Consider the following 15,447-nt stretch of genomic DNA (forward strand, 5'->3'; position numbering starts at 1 on the left):
CGATGACCGAGCTAGCCGCTCCCCGCCCCACCCTGGCGACCTCCGCGATCCGGCACGATTGGACCGTGGCGGAGATTCAGGCAATCCACGACCTGCCGCTCCTCGATCTCGTCTACCGGGCGGCGGAAGTCCATCGCGCCCACAACGATCCGGCCGACATCCAGCGGGCGGCGCTCCTGTCCATCAAGACCGGCGGCTGCCCCGAGGATTGCGCCTATTGCCCGCAATCGGCCCACCACAAGGAGGCGGGCGTGCCGCGGGAGCGGCTGATGCCCGTCGACGCCGTGCTGAAGGAAGCCGCCGCCGCCAAGGCCTCGGGCGCGCACCGCTTCTGCATGGGCGCGGCCTGGCGCCAGCCCAAGGACGGACCGGACTTCGACGCGGTGCTCGCCATGGTGCGCGGCGTGCGCAGCCTCGGCATGGAAGCCTGCGTGACGCTGGGCATGCTCAACCCCTCGCAGGCGACGCGCCTCGCGGAAGCCGGCCTCACCTCCTACAACCACAACCTCGACACCGGGCCGGAGTTTTACGGCGATATCATCTCGACGCGGACCTACGCGGATCGCCTGAACACCCTCCAGAACGTGCGCGACGCCGGCATCGGCCTGTGCTGCGGCGGCATCGTCGGCATGGGCGAGGGCGTGAAGGATCGCGCCACCATGCTGCAGGTTCTGGCCAACCACGCGCCCCACCCGGAGAGCGTGCCGATCAACGCCCTCGTGGCCGTGGCCGGGACGCCCCTGGAAGAGCGCCCGCCCGTCGATCCCCTCGACCTCGTGCGCATGTGCGCCACCGCCCGCATCGTGATGCCGCGCGCCCGCGTGCGCCTCAGCGCCGGGCGCAAGGACCTCACCCGCGAGGCGCAGATCCTGTGCTTCCTCGCCGGCGCCAATTCGATCTTCTACGGCGAGCGCCTGCTGACCACCGCCAACAACGAAACCGACGCCGACGCCGAACTGCTGCGCGACATCGGCATCACGGTCCCGGGCCTGACCCTGGCGGCGGCCGAGTGAGCCTCAGGCGCGCTTCTCCGCCGGCAGCGTGATCCGGAAGCGGACGCCCACCTCGGTCTGATCGAGGGTGATCGTGCCGCCGTTGAGTTCGATGAGTTCGGCGGCGATGGCGAGGCCGAGGCCGGTGCCGCCGGGCCGGGTCGAGCCCTTGAACGGCGCGAACAGGTGCGCGCGCGCGCGGGCCGGGAGGCCCGGACCGTTGTCGGTCACCAGGATCGTCACGCTGTCGCCCGCGCGGCTCGCCTCCAGGCTCACCACGGGCGCGCGGTTCGTCGCCTCGGCCTGCATGGCCTGAACGGCATTGCGCACAAGGTTGGCGAGCGCCCGCGAGAGCTGCTCGGGATCGGCGTGGACGGTGATGTCGGGCGCGCAGCGTTCCCGAAAGACCACCGCGCAATCCGGCCCGCGCCCGGACAGGTCGGCCTGGTCGGCCAGCAGGGGAGCCAGGGGAAACGGCCGCTGCTGCGGGTGGCACTCCGTCGCCCGTCCATAGGCCAGGGTCTCCTCGCAGAACCGGATCGCCCGGCCGAGGGTCGCCACCAGGCGCGGCGCCACGCGCTGCACCACCGGGTCGGTCACCCCCTCCAGGCGGTCGCCGAGGAGCTGCGCCGTGGTCAGCAGGTTGCGCATCTCGTGGTTGATCTTGCTCACGGACAGCCCAAGATCGGCGAGGTGGCGCTTGGCCCGCAGCTCGCTCGCCAGCGACATCTCCATCCTGGCCAGGGCGACCTCGGCATCGCCGACCTCGTCGTTGCGCCCCGATGGGACGATGACGCGGGCCGTCTCCTGCGGATCGTCGGCGAAGGCCGTGATGTTGCTGACGAGCCGGCGCACGGGCCGCACGATGGCGCGCTGGAGCACGAAGAAGACCAGGCCGGCCACGACGGCGGCGATGGTCAGGGACGTGCCGAGCAGGCGCAGGCAGAACGCCGCCACGGCCTGGCGCAGGGGCGCCTCGTCGACGATGACCTCCACGGGGTCGAAGCCCTCGCGGTATCGTCCGATCACCCGGATCGGGGTCGCCGAGGGGCGGAACAGGGTCTCCCACGCACCGCCGATGGACTGGGCGAGATCGCTGGATTGCAGGTTGATCACGCGGGACACGGCGGGCGGCGGCCCGCGGGCGATGACCTTCCGACTGCCGTCGGCATCGGCGATGATCGCCTGCGCCCGGACGCCGGTCAGGAGCCGGTCGGCGAGCTCGGGCGAGACGGTGTGATCCGGCGCGGCGTTGATCACCAGGGCCGCCACATGGGCGGCCGCGATCCGGTCCGAAAGCCACATCATCCGGTAGTTCGCTACCGTCGGCACGTAGATCAGGATCTCGCACAGGCCCACGAGGGCGATGGTGAGCAGGAATACCCGCCCCGAGAGACCCAGGCGAAACCGGGATGCCCGTGGCGCCTGTGCCTGCGCAGCGATGAACGTCGTCTCCGGATGCAGAGCCTCCGATTTCATGGATGATTTCAGCAAGCGTTTCGACCTCTACAGGCCCGTGTGAACAAGTCCGGTCTGGACGATCGCGTCAGATATGGATGGCTCTTGGCCCGGCGACCATCCTCGAATGCGCCAAAAGGCAGGTTGCCCGTGACAAGACGCACGCGCGCATCATGAACAATGATGAAAGCGTCGTTCAAACGGATGGGTTGCAAGGATCATCCACGGCAATGGTCCTGCCATTGCCCGGTGAAATGGCCGGGCCGAACTTCACGCGTTGGCCGGTACAGCCTGGGACGGAGCAGGCGTGCTTCGTCGACCAAATACGATATGCAAAAAACTTCGAACGGGACGGTTCGGTCGTCGGCGACCGAACCGCCTCCCTGCACGCCCGCGGTCGCGTCGGGCTCAGGGTAAGTGCGGAGGGCGTTCGGATATCTCAGGATGGGGTGCCGTCGGGAAACGGCGGCCGAGGCGGCGTCGCAGGACGACGGACAACATGGCGAAGGCGGCAAGGGCGGCGAGGCCGGCGATCATCTTAGGGGTGATCAGGCTCTTCAGGCTCAGGGTTTGGGCGCATTCGAGCTCCCCCGCCGCGTGGCAGGCCGCTCGGGCCGCCTCATGGGTGGCGACCACGTCCTCGATGGCGGCCCCCGTGGTGGCATAGACCAGGGCGCCGGGGCTGAGGCCGACGATCGTCGCGAGGAGGAAGGTCCGCAACGGGACGCCGAAGGCCGCCGGCGCGAGGTTGGTCAGCCAGAACGGGAAGATCGGCAGCAGCCGCAGGAAGGCGACGTAGCCGAAGGCATCCTGCCGGAACCCCGCGGCGAGGCCGGCGAGGCGGGGGCCGGCGCGGCGCCGCAGCAGATCCGATGCCGGGCCCCGGCCGATGGAGAACACGATGGCCGCGCCCGTGCTCGCCGAGGTGACGGCGATGAGGGCGCCGGGCACGATGCCGAAGAGAAACCCGCACAGCATCGTGAGGAACAGGCTCGCCGGCACGGAGACCACCACGGCACCCACATAGGCGAGGGCCGTCACAGCCATGGTCCGGGCGGGATTCTCGGCGACGGCGGCGCTCAGCCACGCTCGGGACGCGAGGAGGCGGTCGAGATCGAGGAGTTGCGCTACGCCGGAGGCCAGGATCGCGAGGGAAGCCGTGACGAGGACGGCAATCGGCAGCCAGCGGAGGATTCGGCGCCAGGCGGGCCGGGGCGAGACCTCGGGAAGCGAGACTTCGGGAAGCGAGACCTCCGGGGGTGAGATCTGCGCAGGCGTGTCCTCTCGTATCATTCCGGGCCCGTTCGTTCGGCATCGAAGGAGCGCGTTTGTCTTCGCACACCGGCGCGAATTCAACCGCCTTCGCACATACGAAAAAGGCGCCGTCCCGGGGGACGACGCCTGTTCATCAGATCCAAGCGCTTCGCTTAGTAGCGGCCGGCCAGCGGCGAAGTCGGATCCAGGATCGGATCGAGCGGCGAGAAGTCGATGTTGCGGATCGCGCTCGACCGGGCGCCGACGAACGGGCCGTTGGTGATCGGATCGGCGAGGATACCGGTGCCGAAACGGTCGTTGCGACCGTAAGGCGGGGAGTTCAGGTAGCTCGCCGTGATGAGCTGCGGGTTCGTGGCCGGATTGCTCACGGAGCCATTGTTGGCCTCCACCACGTTGCCGGCATCGAGCCAGGAGCGCGGGCGGATGCGGATCGGCAGCGGCTGGCTGACGCGAACGCCGGCGGGAGCATAGCGTCCCTGCGCTTCGGCCGCGGTGTTGAGGCCGACGCCGGCGAGGGTCAGGGCGCCCATCAGGGCAATCGTGGCAGAGCGCATGATGCACCTTGTGTAAATCTGGAGCGAATGTGTAGGCCGAACTCGTTAAGAAACTCGGCCATTCGTATGCGGGGTTGACGTTCGAACCCGCGCTTTAGTTCCACGATTAAGGCCGCGCTTGCGCATTGCGCCGCAATCTGGCCTCATTTTTTCGTGGGCCGCCCGTGGCGAGGGACCCCGTCCGGGTATCCGGCGGCGGACGGCAGGCGGGATCGCGCCGTCCGGAGAAGCCGGGCGTGTCCGGCGCGGCCGCGAGGAGGCCATTGAGGGCACAAGCCACGGCGCGGGGCTCCGGCGCCTGGCCGAGGGGGGCGCAGAGCCAGCCGTCGAACCGGAAGAGTGCGCCGGCCGATCCGGCAAAGCCGGTGCAGATCCGGTCGAGGGGGCCGCTGAACGTCGCCTCGAGGGTCTCGACGGCACCGAACTTCGTCTCGATGCGCCCGCGCTCGCCCGTGCGGATCACCGAGAGGCCGGGACCGTCGGCGGCGCGCCGGGCGAGGGTCACGAACAGGCGTCCGGCCGGGGCGCCCGGACCGGCTTCGGCGACGGTGAGGCGCAGGTAGGGCGACTCGATGTTCGGGAAGGCACCGAGAGCGAGGGTCTCCTCGCGCCGGCCGCTGACGGGATCGTGGCGCACGGCCTCGGTCCGGGCCGGTTCTCCGGCCCCGGAATCGTCGAGGCGGAAGCGCGGCGCCGCGACGGCGCTCGGCATCGCCGGCCGGACGGCGAGGCTCACGCTCGGGACGAACGGCGCCGGCGCATCGGACGCCGCCGCAGCATCGCCCTCGGGCCGGGCCGCCTGCGGGCGGGTCTCGCGCGCGAGCAGGCTCAACCCGGCGATGAGGGCAGCCGCACAGGCGAGGCGCGGGAGAATCCGCAGGGCCGCCGCCGGGCGCCGCCGGGGACCGGCCAGGCCTGTCTCCCGTGCCGTGTCATCGCTCGTGGTGATCTGCCGCAACCGTACCGCCTCCGCTTCGGACCGCCCGTCGCGGCGATCCTCGCCGACCGGCCGGTACGATCCGGTTTCGGCCGCGCGCGGCGGCGGCGGTTTTCCGAGTCGCGGTGAATCGCTGCTTAAGCGTCGCGGGCCCGACCCATGCCATGACGGCATGACAGGGTGCGCTTGCGTCCGCGCGCGCCCGTCGCGATCTCATGGGCGGGGGTACGCGATCCGTCTTCCGGATCGATGAAGGACAGCCACACGATGATTCCGCTCTCCATCCTCGACCTTGCGCCGGTGCCGCAAGGGGCGACTCCGGGCGACGCCCTGCGCAATGCCCTCGCGCTCGCCCGCCACACGGAAGAACTCGGCTACCGGCGCTACTGGGTGGCCGAGCACCACAACATGATCGGCATCGCCAGCGCGGCGACCGCGGTGGTGGTCGGCTATCTCGCGGCCGGCACGCGCACCATCCGGGTCGGCGCCGGCGGCATCATGCTGCCGAACCATTCGCCCCTGGTGATCGCCGAGCAGTTCGGCACCCTGGAGGCCCTGTATCCCGGCCGGATCGACCTCGGCCTCGGCCGCGCGCCCGGCACCGATCCGCGGACCTCGCGGGCCCTGCGCCGGTCCCACGAGGCGGCCGACACCTTCCCGCAGGACGTCCGCGAGCTGCAGAGCCTGTTCGGCGATCTCCAGCCGGGGCAGGCGGTGCAGGCCGTACCCGGCACGGGGCTGAACGTGCCCCTGTGGGTTCTCGGATCGAGCCTGTTCGGGGCGCAGCTCGCCGCCGCCTTCGGCCTGCCCTATTCCTTCGCGTCGCATTTCGCGCCCGACGCCCTGCTGCCGGCGCTGGCGACCTACCGGGCGAACTTCGTCCCCTCCCCCCAGCTGGCGGCCCCGCACGCGATGATCGGCGTCAACGTGGTGGCGGCCGAGACCGATGCGGCGGCGCGCCGGCTGTTCACCTCGGCCCAGCAGCAGTTCACCCACCTGCTGCGCGGGACGCGAGGCCTGCTGCAGCCACCCCTCGATGACATCGAGACCTACTGGTCGCCCGCTGAGAAGGCGCAGGCCTCCCGGATGCTGGCCCGCTCCCTCGTCGGGTCGCCCGAGACCATCGCCCGCGGGCTCGCCGACCTCGTGGCCGAGACCGGGGCGGACGAGCTCATGGTGGCGTCGGCGATCCACGATCCGGCGGCACGCCAACGCTCCTACGCGCTCCTGGCCGAGGTGCGGGACGGCCTGGAACACCGGTCCGCCCGCGTCGCCTGAACACCCCTGCCGGATGCGGTGAACCCTTGACAGGTTCGGGAGCAAGGCGTCTTGCTCCCGCGCTTCACGACTCATGCCGCAGCGCGGCATGGGACGGCATGCCGGATGTCCCGGGATGTGCGACCTCCACGGCCGGCAGGCCGCCGCGCTGCCCGTCCCGGGTGGTGCGGCGCACGGTGGGGAGGCCCTTAGGACGGTGCCCAAGTCCCGAACGTTGCCGCTTGGCTTCAGTCGAGCGCCGTCCCGGGATCGGGCGCTTCGAGCGGAGTGGTGAGGATCATGGGTTACAAGGTCGCCGTCGTCGGTGCCACGGGCAATGTGGGCCGCGAGATGCTGGACATCCTGTCCGAGCGGGCGTTTCCCGCCGACGAGGTCGTGGCCATCGCCTCGCGCCGCTCCATGGGCCAGGACGTCTCCTTCGGCGACAAGATCCTGAAGGTGCAGGCGCTCGATTCCTACGACTTCTCCGACACGGACATCTGCCTGATGTCGGCGGGCGGCGAGACCTCGAAGGAATGGTCGCCGCGCATCGGCCAGACCGGCTGCGTCGTCATCGATAACTCGTCGGCGTTCCGCTACCATCAGGACGTGCCCCTGATCGTGCCGGAGGTGAACCCCGACGCGATCCTGGGCTTCTCCAAGCTCAACATCATCGCCAATCCGAACTGCTCGACGGCCCAGCTCGTCGTCGCCCTCAAGCCGCTCCACGATGTCGCGAAGATCACCCGCGTGGTGGTCTCGACCTACCAGTCGGTCTCGGGCGCCGGCAAGGACGCCATGGACGAGCTGTTCCAGCAGACCCGCTCGGTCTTCACCGCCGGCCAGATGGTGCAGGAGAAGTTCCCCAAGCGCATCGCCTTCAACGTCATCCCTCAGATCGACGTCTTCATGGAAGACGGCTTCACGAAGGAAGAGTGGAAGATGATGGCCGAAACGAAGAAGATGCTCGACCCGAAGATCAAGCTCACGGCCACCTGCGTGCGGGTGCCGGTGTTCATCGGCCACGCCGAGGCGGTCAACGTCGAGTTCGAGAGCCCGATGTCGGCCGACGAGGCCCGGGCGATCCTGCGCTCGGCGCCCGGCATCCTTGTGGTCGATAAGCGCGAGCCCGGCGGCTACATGACTCCGCACGAGGCGGCGGGCGAGGACGCCACCTACATCTCGCGCATCCGCGAGGACGCCACCGTGGAGAACGGCCTCGCGTTCTGGTGCGTGTCGGACAACCTGCGCAAGGGTGCGGCCCTCAACACCGTGCAGATCGCCGAGATGCTGGTGAACCGCAAGCTCCTGCCGCGCCATCAGGCCGCCTGAAGCGCCCTCCCCGGTCCGTCGCGGACCGGGTTCTTCGAATCTTGCCAGAGACGCCGTCCCGTTCGCGGGGCGGCGTTTTGCGTTCGAAGGCCCTCTTGACCGGCAATGGACCGAAATCGAATTTACTTGAATAATTTCCTATTGTGCGCATCCTACGGTAGAACATTTCATGAACAAAGGTGTTCGCCATGCCAGTGCGCAACCGAGATTTCCGGCTCCGGACGACGGACGGTCGCGATGAGATGCGGCTTCGCCTCGCCCTCCTGACCACGGAGACGAAGCTGCTCCGCGTCCGCCACCTGATGCGGAAGTACGACCCGAATCAGCCCCGCGTTCCGGCCGGCCAGGGCGGCGGCGGACAATGGAGTCCGGCCGGGGGCGGGAACGATTCGAGTTCGCAGACGCAGCAGCGGACGCTGCTGGACGGCGGCGGTGAAGTCCTTACCCTTCGCATTCGCTCCGGCCGCAATGAAGGGGACGAACAGCACCGGGTCATCACGCCCGACGGCGACAGCCGCTTGTTCGAGAATTCCGGCGACACCCAGACCGTTCGCGACGGGCAGACCGGCGAGGTCCTCTCGCGCGGAACGTTCCTGGGAGCGAGTGCGCCGCCCGAGGCGACGGTGCAACCGGTCTTCCTGCCGTTCGTCGTTGTCCCCGCCGTCGCAGCGACGCTGGAAGCAGCCGCGTTCCTGTTCATCTACCTCCGGGCGCGGGAACCGCGTTTCGGGAAGGCGCCCGGTACGACCGCCCTGCGCTACGACTTCGAGACGGATGTGGACAAGAAATATCCGTTGATCTGGGTTGGACCGGTCAGCCAAACGACGCTCAATCAGGCGTGTCCCCTCAATCGCGAGGTGCAGGCGGTGACGAACGAGGCGGCGAAGCGATTGCGGGCTTTGAATCCGCATTTGGACAACACAAGACTTGGCAATCTTATTCACTATGATATTGCCAGGACATTCAAAAATTTGAATTACCTGGGTGTTCATGTAGAGCTTTCGCTCGATAGGAGCGGCATAGATGCTCATTATGGCAAGAAAGATTCGGTTCGCTTGGATCTCTTCGAGCTAACACCGGACAATAAGGTGTGCATCTATGACTATAAGACCGGCAGAGATGAGCTGACCCCTACTCGCGCTCTTTTGCTAACTAGGATCGCAAAGACTCGCTTTCCTGAATCGGAAGGTATTATCATGATACAAGTCCGGCCTGAAATATGACAACAAAACGTCAGATCAAGTCTTTGGTTCAGCCACTTCTGGAGAGGAATCCGGACCTCGTCCTCGTCGGAAACCAGACTCTCTGGTTTCGCCCGGTGGGATCGGTTGGGCGAGTGATCCGAATCGATCGCACGAGCGATGCCGACCAGTGTGTCGCGGATTGGTTTCTGACGGAATTCTTCATGCCCGGCGTTCGGACATGGGAGACGTACGGACGTTGCGGTGATCGCATCGGTCGTTCGGATGGTTTCAAGGGTGGTTGGTATTGGTCCTGGTCCGATCCGACGATGCAGGCGGATTTCATCACACGGGTCGAAGCGGACGCCCTGGACCGACTTCGACCCTTCGATACAGTCGACAAGTGCCTGAATTTCACCCGCGCGCGCCCTGAAACATTTATCCGTCTCGATTCGCATTGGTATCTCTTCGCCCACATAGCCCTCGGGGAACTCGACGCGGCGCGGGCGATGTGGACGAAGTCCAGGGAGTACTATCGCCCGGGCCGGATCATGGACGAACCCTTTCATCAATTGGAATATGACCGCCTTTGTCTGATCGACGCGCCGCTGATGGCCGACGACCGGGCGGGGCTGGCAGCTCTCCTGCACCGGTGGGAGGCGGAGAACATCGTCGGCAGCCCCCTCGAACCCCACTGGGTCAAGAAGCCCCTCCCCCTCGAAGTGGGCTGATGCGGCATCCGACCCACGAAAAAGCCGGCGGCGTCGCGAGGACGCCGCCGGCTTTTTTGTCCGCCATGCAGGCCGTTATCAGTCCGCGCGCACGAAAATCGTCGTGGCCAGCGGCGGGATGGTCAGGCTGATGGAATGGCTCTGGCCGTGGCTGGCGATGGCTTCGGCACGCACCCCGCCCATGTTGCCGACGTTGGAGCCGCCGTAGCGCTCGGCGTCCGAGTTGATGGCCTCGCGGTAGAAACCCGCCTCCGGCACGCCGATGCGGTAGCTCTCGCGCACGACGGGCGTGAAGTTCGACACCACCACGGCGACCTCGCCGGCCTCGCGGCCCTTGCGGGCCCAGGCGATGACGCTGTTGTCCTGGTCGTCCGCCACCAGCCACTGGAAACCGGCGGCTTCCGTGTCGCGGGTGTGGAGGGCCGGGACGGCTGCGTAGAGGTGGTTAAGGTCGCGGACCAGATCCTTGACGCCCTGGTGGTGGGGGTCGTCGAGGAGGTGCCAGTCGAGGGACTGGTTGTGGTTCCACTCCTTCTCCTGGCCGAACTCGCAGCCCATGAAGAGCAGCTTCTTGCCCGGATGGCCCCACATGAAGCCGTAATAGGCTCGGAGGTTGGCGAACTTCTGCCAGCGGTCGCCGGTCATCTTGCCGAGCAGCGAGCCCTTCCCGTGCACCACCTCGTCGTGGGACAGGGGCAGGATGAAGTTTTCCGAGAAGGCGTAGAGCAGGCCGAAGGTCAAGTCGTGGTGGTGGTAGCGCCGGTGGATCGTCTCCTTGGAGACGAAGTTCAGGGTGTCGTGCATCCACCCCATGTTCCACTTGAAGCCGAAGCCGAGGCCGCCCGTGTAGGTCGGGTGGGAGACGCCGGGCCAGGAGGTGGATTCCTCCGCCACCGTCAGGGTGCCGGGGGCGTGGGCGTAGGTGGCCTCGTTGGTCTTGCGCAGGAAGTCGATGGCGTCGAGGTTCTCGTTGCCGCCATAGCGGTTCGGGATCCACTCGCCCTGCCGGCGCGAATAGTCGAGGTAGAGCATCGACGCGACGGCATCCACGCGCAGGCCGTCGAGGTGGTAGTGCTCGAGCCAGAACCGGGCGTTGGCGGCGAGGAAGGTCGAGACCTCCGACCGGCCGAAATTGTAGATGTAGGTGCCCCAATCCTGATGGAAGCCCTGGCGCGGGTCGGCATGCTCGTAGAGGTGCGTGCCGTCGAACTGGCCGAGACCGTGGGCATCGAGGGGGAAGTGGCCCGGCACCCAGTCGAGCATCACACCGATGCCGGCGTCATGCGCGGCATCGACGAAGGCGGCGAAGTCGTCGGGCGTGCCGAAGCGGCTCGTCGGGGCGAACAGAGACACCGGCTGGTAGCCCCATGAGCCGTCGAACGGAAACTCCGTGATCGGCAGCATCTCGATGTGGGTGAAGCCCATCTCCTTGACGTAGGGGATGAGGCGGTCGCCGAGTTCCTTGTAGGTGAGGTAGCGGTTGCCCTCCTCGGCCACCCGCGCCCACGAGCCGAGATGGACCTCGTAGATCGAGATGGGGACATGGCGCGGGTCCTTTTCCCCGCGCGTCGCCATCCACTTCTCGTCGTGCCAAGCGGGATCGTTGGTGCCCTGCAGGACGGAGGCGGTCTCGGGGGGCTTCTGCGCCGCGAAGGCGACGGGGTCGGCCTTCAGCGGCAGCACGGTCCCGTCAGGGCCGAGCAGCTCGAACTTGTAGTGCGCGCCCGCCTTCAGGCCGGGGACGAACAGTTCCCACACCCCGCCGTTCTGCCACAGGCGCATGGGATGGCGCCGGCCGTCCCAGGCGTTGAAGTCGCCGACCACGCTGACGCGGCGGGCGTTGGGTGCCCACACGGCGAAGCGGAAGCCCTGGATGCCGTCGACCGTGCGCGCCTGGGCGCCGAGGATGCGGTAGGTGACGTTGCTGCCGACCTCGCGCAGGGCGTCGATGTCGTGCTGCTCCAGGGACGAGCCGAAGCCGTAGGGGTCGTGGCGGTTGCGCTCGGTGCCGTCCCAGTCCTCCACGGCGAGTTCGTAGAGCGGGCGACCCTGGGCTTCGACCTTCGCGACGAAGAAGCCGTCCGGGTGCTTGCGCTCGAACGGGATGCGCTTGCCCCCCGTCAGGAGGGTCGCGCCCTTCGCCTCCGGCAGCACGGCCCGGACTTCCCAGGCGCCCGGCCCGACCTCGTGGGGGCCCAGCACCGAGAACGGATCGCCGTGGTTGGCCGCCATGATGGCGGCCACCGAATCGGGATGCACGCCGCGCGTCTCGGGCGCCCGCGTGCCCGTGGCAACAGGCGGTACGTTCGCGGCCCCCGAGGTTGCCGATGCGTGCCCGGTGCGGCCCGCGAACGTCTCGTCGATGCCCGTCATTCAAACGCCTTTCTTGATATCGTCCAGAATGGTCAGAACCCCACGTGCGGGGATTTCGATCCAATCGGGACGGTTGTTCGCCTCGTAATCGACCTCGTAGAGGGCCTTGGTCAGGAGCGACAGCTTCAGCAGCCGGCTCTCGGTCTCCGCATCCGTTACCCCGCCGCCGCTGGCCGAAACCGTCTGCCGATAGCCGTCGAGGAACGCCGCATCGATCATGCCACGCCAGGCGATGGAGGCCCGGCGCGCCCGCTCCTCGGAATCGGCGAAGCGTACGGCGATCTCGCGGGTCACGGTCTCGGCGCCGTAGGCGAACGAGCGCATCATCCCGGCGACATCGCGGAGCGGCGTCGCCTTGAGGCGGCGCTCGTCGGCCGGCCGCGAGGGCTCGCCCTCGAAATCGACGATGATGAGGTCGTCCTCCGCCGCCAGCACCTGCCCGAGGTGGTAGTCGCCGTGGATACGGGTCTTCGTGGCCCCGAGCGGGGGCCGGGCCGTGAGCGCCTCGATGGCGTCCTCGACCTCCCGGCGGCGCCCGGCGAGCTCCGTGCTCGCCGCGTTGGCCGTGCGTCCGGCGAGCGCATCGAGGCCCCGGAAGGCGCGCTCGGCCTGGCGGCGGGTGTCGTCGCCGAGCGCGTGCAGGTCGGCATGCTCGAACGGCTCGGCCGCAAAGGCCGGGTCGTCCGTCGCCACCGCGAAGGCGTTGTGCATCTCGGCCGTGCGGCGGCCGAGCAGGATCGCCCAGCGCAGGTGGGACTCGAACGCCTCCTCGGGCGTCGGCGCCTCGCTCTCGGGGGCGAGCACCACCGTGTCGAAGTCGCGGCGCAGGCCCTCGAGCATGAGGGTCCAGGCGTCGCCCTGGTTCGGCACGAACTTCTGCAGGACGGCGACGGCCGTGCGCACGCCGTCGGGATCGACATGCTCGACGACGCCGAGCAGGGCCGGCGTGTTGTTGAAGTAGGCGGTTTCCGTGAGGAAGCGCCCGACCTCGATCTCGGGATGGACCCCGGTCTGGAGCCGCCGCAGCAGCTTCAGCATCATCTTCGAGCCGATGGCGATGGAGGTGTTGCTTTGCTCGGCGCTGAGGTTGCGCACCTCGCCTGCCTCGAACGTGATCGCCGGGTCGAAGGCGGACGTCGTCGAGAACACGAGCTTGCCCGTCTCGGTGGGCAGCTCGCGGCCTTCCCGCATGCCTTCCACCATGGCGACGGCAAAGGCCGGCGAGGCCGAGGCGCCGAACAGCAGGCCCGTGCGCGGACCGCGCCGGACCCGGGCCACGGCGAACGGCATCAGGGTCTCGTCCTCGCGGCCCTCGTCGACGGCGACGGGCACGAAGTAATCCTGACGCTCGCCGTTAGCGAGGTGGACTGCGACGCGCGGCAGAAGGAAGCGCGCCTCGCCCGTCGCATCCTTGAGGGTCGCGCTGTCGGTGACGCTCACCGATTTGATGCGCGAGCCCTTGGCGCCGAACCAGCGGCGGGTCGCGATGAAGCGCGGCGCCACGGTGCGCTCGAAGGCGGTACGCTCGCGCCCGGCCATCAGGGTCTCGATGCCGCCGGTCAACACCAGGGTGAACAGCTCCGGCGTTTCCGGCTGCGGGCCGATGGTGCCGGTGTTGGCCGCGCTGAGGGAGAACCAGTAGAAACCGTAGGAGGGCAGCGTCAGCAGGTAGGGCAGCTCGCCGATGGCCGGGAATTCCGAACCGCCGGTGAGCTCGATGGGAACGGCGTTGCGCAGTTCCGAGAGATCGAGCTGCACGGCCTGCGGCGCGCGCGAGAGGTTCGCCACGCACAGCACCCGCTCGCCCTCGAACTCGCGAATCCAGGCGAGAACCTTGCGGTTCGAAGGATACAGGAACTGCATCCCGCCGCGGCCGAGGGCCACGGAATTGTTGCGGATGGCGATCATGCGCCGGGTCCAGTTCAGCAGGCTGGTCTGCGACTGGGTCTGCGCCTCGACGTTGATGGCATCGAAACCGTAGATCGGGTCCTGCACCGAGGGCAGGAACAGCTTGGCGGGATTGGCGCGGGAGAAGCCGCCGTTGCGGTCCGGGGACCACTGCATCGGGGTGCGCACGCCGTCGCGGTCACCGAGGTAGATGTTGTCGCCCATGCCGATCTCGTCGCCGTAGTAGAGCACCGGCGTGCCGGGCATCGACAGGACGAGGGACTTCATCAGTTCGATCTTGCGCCGGTCGTTCTCCAGGAGCGGCGCGAGGCGGCGCCGGATGCCGAGATTGATGCGGGCGCGGCGCTCGGCGGCGTAGAACGACCACAGGTAGTCGCGCTCTTCCGCCGTCACCATTTCGAGGGTCAGCTCGTCGTGGTTGCGCAGGAAGATGGCCCACTGGCAGCCCTCGGGGATCTCCGGGGTCTGGCGCATGATGTCGGTGATCGGGTGCCGGTCTTCCCTGGCGATGGCCATGTACATGCGCGGCATCAGCGGGAAGTGGAACGCCATGTGGCATTCGTCGCCGTCGCCGAAGTACTGCGCCGTCTCCTCGGGCCACTGATTGGCTTCCGCCAGCAGCATCCGGTCGGGATAGCTCGCATCGAGGGCCGCGCGGATCGCCTTGATGACCGTGTGGGTCTCGGGCAGGTTCTCGCAGTTCGTGCCGTCGCGCTCGATCAGATACGGGATCGCGTCGAGGCGCAGGCCGTCGACGCCCATGTCGAGCCAGTAGCGCATCACCTCGATGACGGCCTCGAGCACGGCCGGGTTGTCGAAGTTGAGGTCGGGCTGATGGCTGTAGAACCGGTGCCAGAAATACTGCTTGGCGACGGGGTCCCAGGTCCAGTTCGAGGTCTCGGTGTCGAGGAAGATGATCCGCGTGTCGGCATACGGCGTGTCGGTGTCCGACCAGACGTAGAAGTCGCGTTCCGGCGATCCAGCCGGTGCCTCGCGGGCGCGCTGGAACCAGGGATGCTGATCCGAGGTGTGGTTGATGACGAGCTCGGTGATGACGCGCAGGCCACGCTCGTGCGCGGCCTCCACGAACTTCCGGAACTCCTCCATGGTGCCGTAGGAGGCGTTGACCTCGCGGTAGTCGCCGATGTCGTAGCCATCGTCGCGCAGGGGCGACGGATAGAACGGCATCAGCCAGATCGCCGTGACCCCGAGGTCGCGGACGTAGTCGAGCTTCTGCGTCAGGCCCTCGAAATCGCCGATCCCGTCGTTGTTCGAGTCGAAGAACGACTTGACGTGGATTTGGTAGATGATGGCGTCACGGTACCATTGCGGATCGCTGCGATCGATCATCGCGTCGTTGCCTCATGCATCGAGTTCAAGGGCGTATTCGGAGTGTGCGCACCGGGGCCCGTACGGGGATCGCCGGGTGCGGCGTCCATCGGGTGGATA

At 67.9% G+C, this 15,447-nt stretch carries 11 protein-coding genes; 5 read left to right on the forward strand and 6 right to left on the reverse strand.

Annotated elements, in window-relative coordinates:
- Positions 1–2 precede the first annotated feature (2 nt).
- Positions 3–1,013: a biotin synthase BioB gene (gene bioB / locus ASF28_RS15405; RefSeq protein ID WP_157085611.1), complete on the forward strand. Its 1,011-nt coding sequence runs from the start codon at positions 3–5 to the stop codon at positions 1,011–1,013.
- Positions 1,014–1,016: 3 nt separating this feature from the next.
- On the opposite strand, the gene ASF28_RS15410 is transcribed toward bioB, so the two are convergent.
- From ASF28_RS15410 to ASF28_RS15425, 4 genes are all read right to left on the reverse strand, one after another.
- A complete protein-coding gene (locus ASF28_RS15410) occupies positions 1,017–2,471 on the reverse strand; it encodes a sensor histidine kinase (protein ID WP_157085612.1) in 1,455 nt (484 codons plus the stop codon).
- 387 nt (positions 2,472–2,858) lie between these two features.
- Positions 2,859–3,743 (reverse strand): TVP38/TMEM64 family protein, encoded by an 885-nt coding sequence (locus ASF28_RS15415; RefSeq protein WP_082476596.1) that lies wholly within the window; start codon positions 3,741–3,743, stop codon positions 2,859–2,861.
- Positions 3,744–3,877: 134 nt separating this feature from the next.
- The gene (locus ASF28_RS15420) at positions 3,878–4,279 is read right to left on the reverse strand and encodes a hypothetical protein (RefSeq protein ID WP_056094431.1); all 402 of its coding nucleotides are present in this window, start codon (positions 4,277–4,279) and stop codon (positions 3,878–3,880) included.
- Positions 4,280–4,385: 106 nt separating this feature from the next.
- Positions 4,386–5,237 (reverse strand): hypothetical protein, encoded by an 852-nt coding sequence (locus ASF28_RS15425; protein WP_082476597.1) that lies wholly within the window; start codon positions 5,235–5,237, stop codon positions 4,386–4,388.
- Positions 5,238–5,483: 246 nt separating this feature from the next.
- Here ASF28_RS15425 and ASF28_RS15430 point away from each other — a divergent pair, with 246 nt between their 5' ends.
- From ASF28_RS15430 to ASF28_RS15445, 4 genes are all read left to right on the forward strand, one after another.
- Positions 5,484–6,494, forward strand: a complete 1,011-nt coding sequence (locus tag ASF28_RS15430; protein WP_056095108.1) for an LLM class flavin-dependent oxidoreductase — start codon at positions 5,484–5,486, stop codon at positions 6,492–6,494.
- Between the two features lie 279 nt (positions 6,495–6,773).
- Positions 6,774–7,805, forward strand: a complete 1,032-nt coding sequence (locus ASF28_RS15435; protein WP_056094434.1) for an aspartate-semialdehyde dehydrogenase — start codon at positions 6,774–6,776, stop codon at positions 7,803–7,805.
- A 188-nt stretch (positions 7,806–7,993) separates the two neighbouring features.
- Positions 7,994–9,028, forward strand: a complete 1,035-nt coding sequence (locus ASF28_RS15440) for a hypothetical protein (protein ID WP_157085613.1) — start codon at positions 7,994–7,996, stop codon at positions 9,026–9,028.
- Between the two features lie 113 nt (positions 9,029–9,141).
- Positions 9,142–9,717, forward strand: a complete 576-nt coding sequence (locus ASF28_RS15445; protein WP_157085614.1) for a hypothetical protein — start codon at positions 9,142–9,144, stop codon at positions 9,715–9,717.
- Positions 9,718–9,795: 78 nt separating this feature from the next.
- Here the strand turns inward: ASF28_RS15445 and glgB are convergent, their stop codons facing one another.
- Complete coding sequence (gene glgB, locus ASF28_RS15450) at positions 9,796–12,090, reverse strand: 1,4-alpha-glucan branching protein GlgB (protein WP_056094441.1); 2,295 nt, start codon at positions 12,088–12,090, stop codon at positions 9,796–9,798.
- Positions 12,091–15,348 carry a maltose alpha-D-glucosyltransferase gene (gene treS / locus ASF28_RS15455; protein ID WP_056094443.1) on the reverse strand — a complete coding sequence of 1,086 codons (3,258 nt, stop codon included), beginning with the start codon at positions 15,346–15,348 and terminating at the stop codon, positions 12,091–12,093.
- Between the last annotated feature and the right edge of the window lie 99 nt (positions 15,349–15,447).

Source organism: Methylobacterium sp. Leaf99 (assembly GCF_001422375.1).
Taxonomy (GTDB): domain Bacteria; phylum Pseudomonadota; class Alphaproteobacteria; order Rhizobiales; family Beijerinckiaceae; genus Methylobacterium.

Bases quoted from the DNA above. Each gene is read 5' to 3' on its own strand.
- ASF28_RS15435 (WP_056094434.1), top strand. From the start codon at position 6,774: ATGGGTTACAAGGTCGCCGTCGTCGGTGCCACGGGCAATGTGGGCCGC.
- ASF28_RS15430 (WP_056095108.1), top strand. From the start codon at position 5,484: ATGATTCCGCTCTCCATCCTCGACCTTGCGCCGGTGCCGCAAGGGGCG.
- bioB (WP_157085611.1), top strand. From the start codon at position 3: ATGACCGAGCTAGCCGCTCCCCGCCCCACCCTGGCGACCTCCGCGATC.
- ASF28_RS15415 (WP_082476596.1), bottom strand. From the start codon at position 3,743: ATGATACGAGAGGACACGCCTGCGCAGATCTCACCCCCGGAGGTCTCG.
- ASF28_RS15410 (WP_157085612.1), bottom strand. From the start codon at position 2,471: ATGAAATCGGAGGCTCTGCATCCGGAGACGACGTTCATCGCTGCGCAG.
- treS (WP_056094443.1), bottom strand. From the start codon at position 15,348: ATGATCGATCGCAGCGATCCGCAATGGTACCGTGACGCCATCATCTAC.
- ASF28_RS15420 (WP_056094431.1), bottom strand. From the start codon at position 4,279: ATGCGCTCTGCCACGATTGCCCTGATGGGCGCCCTGACCCTCGCCGGC.
- ASF28_RS15440 (WP_157085613.1), top strand. From the start codon at position 7,994: ATGCCAGTGCGCAACCGAGATTTCCGGCTCCGGACGACGGACGGTCGC.
- glgB (WP_056094441.1), bottom strand. From the start codon at position 12,090: ATGACGGGCATCGACGAGACGTTCGCGGGCCGCACCGGGCACGCATCG.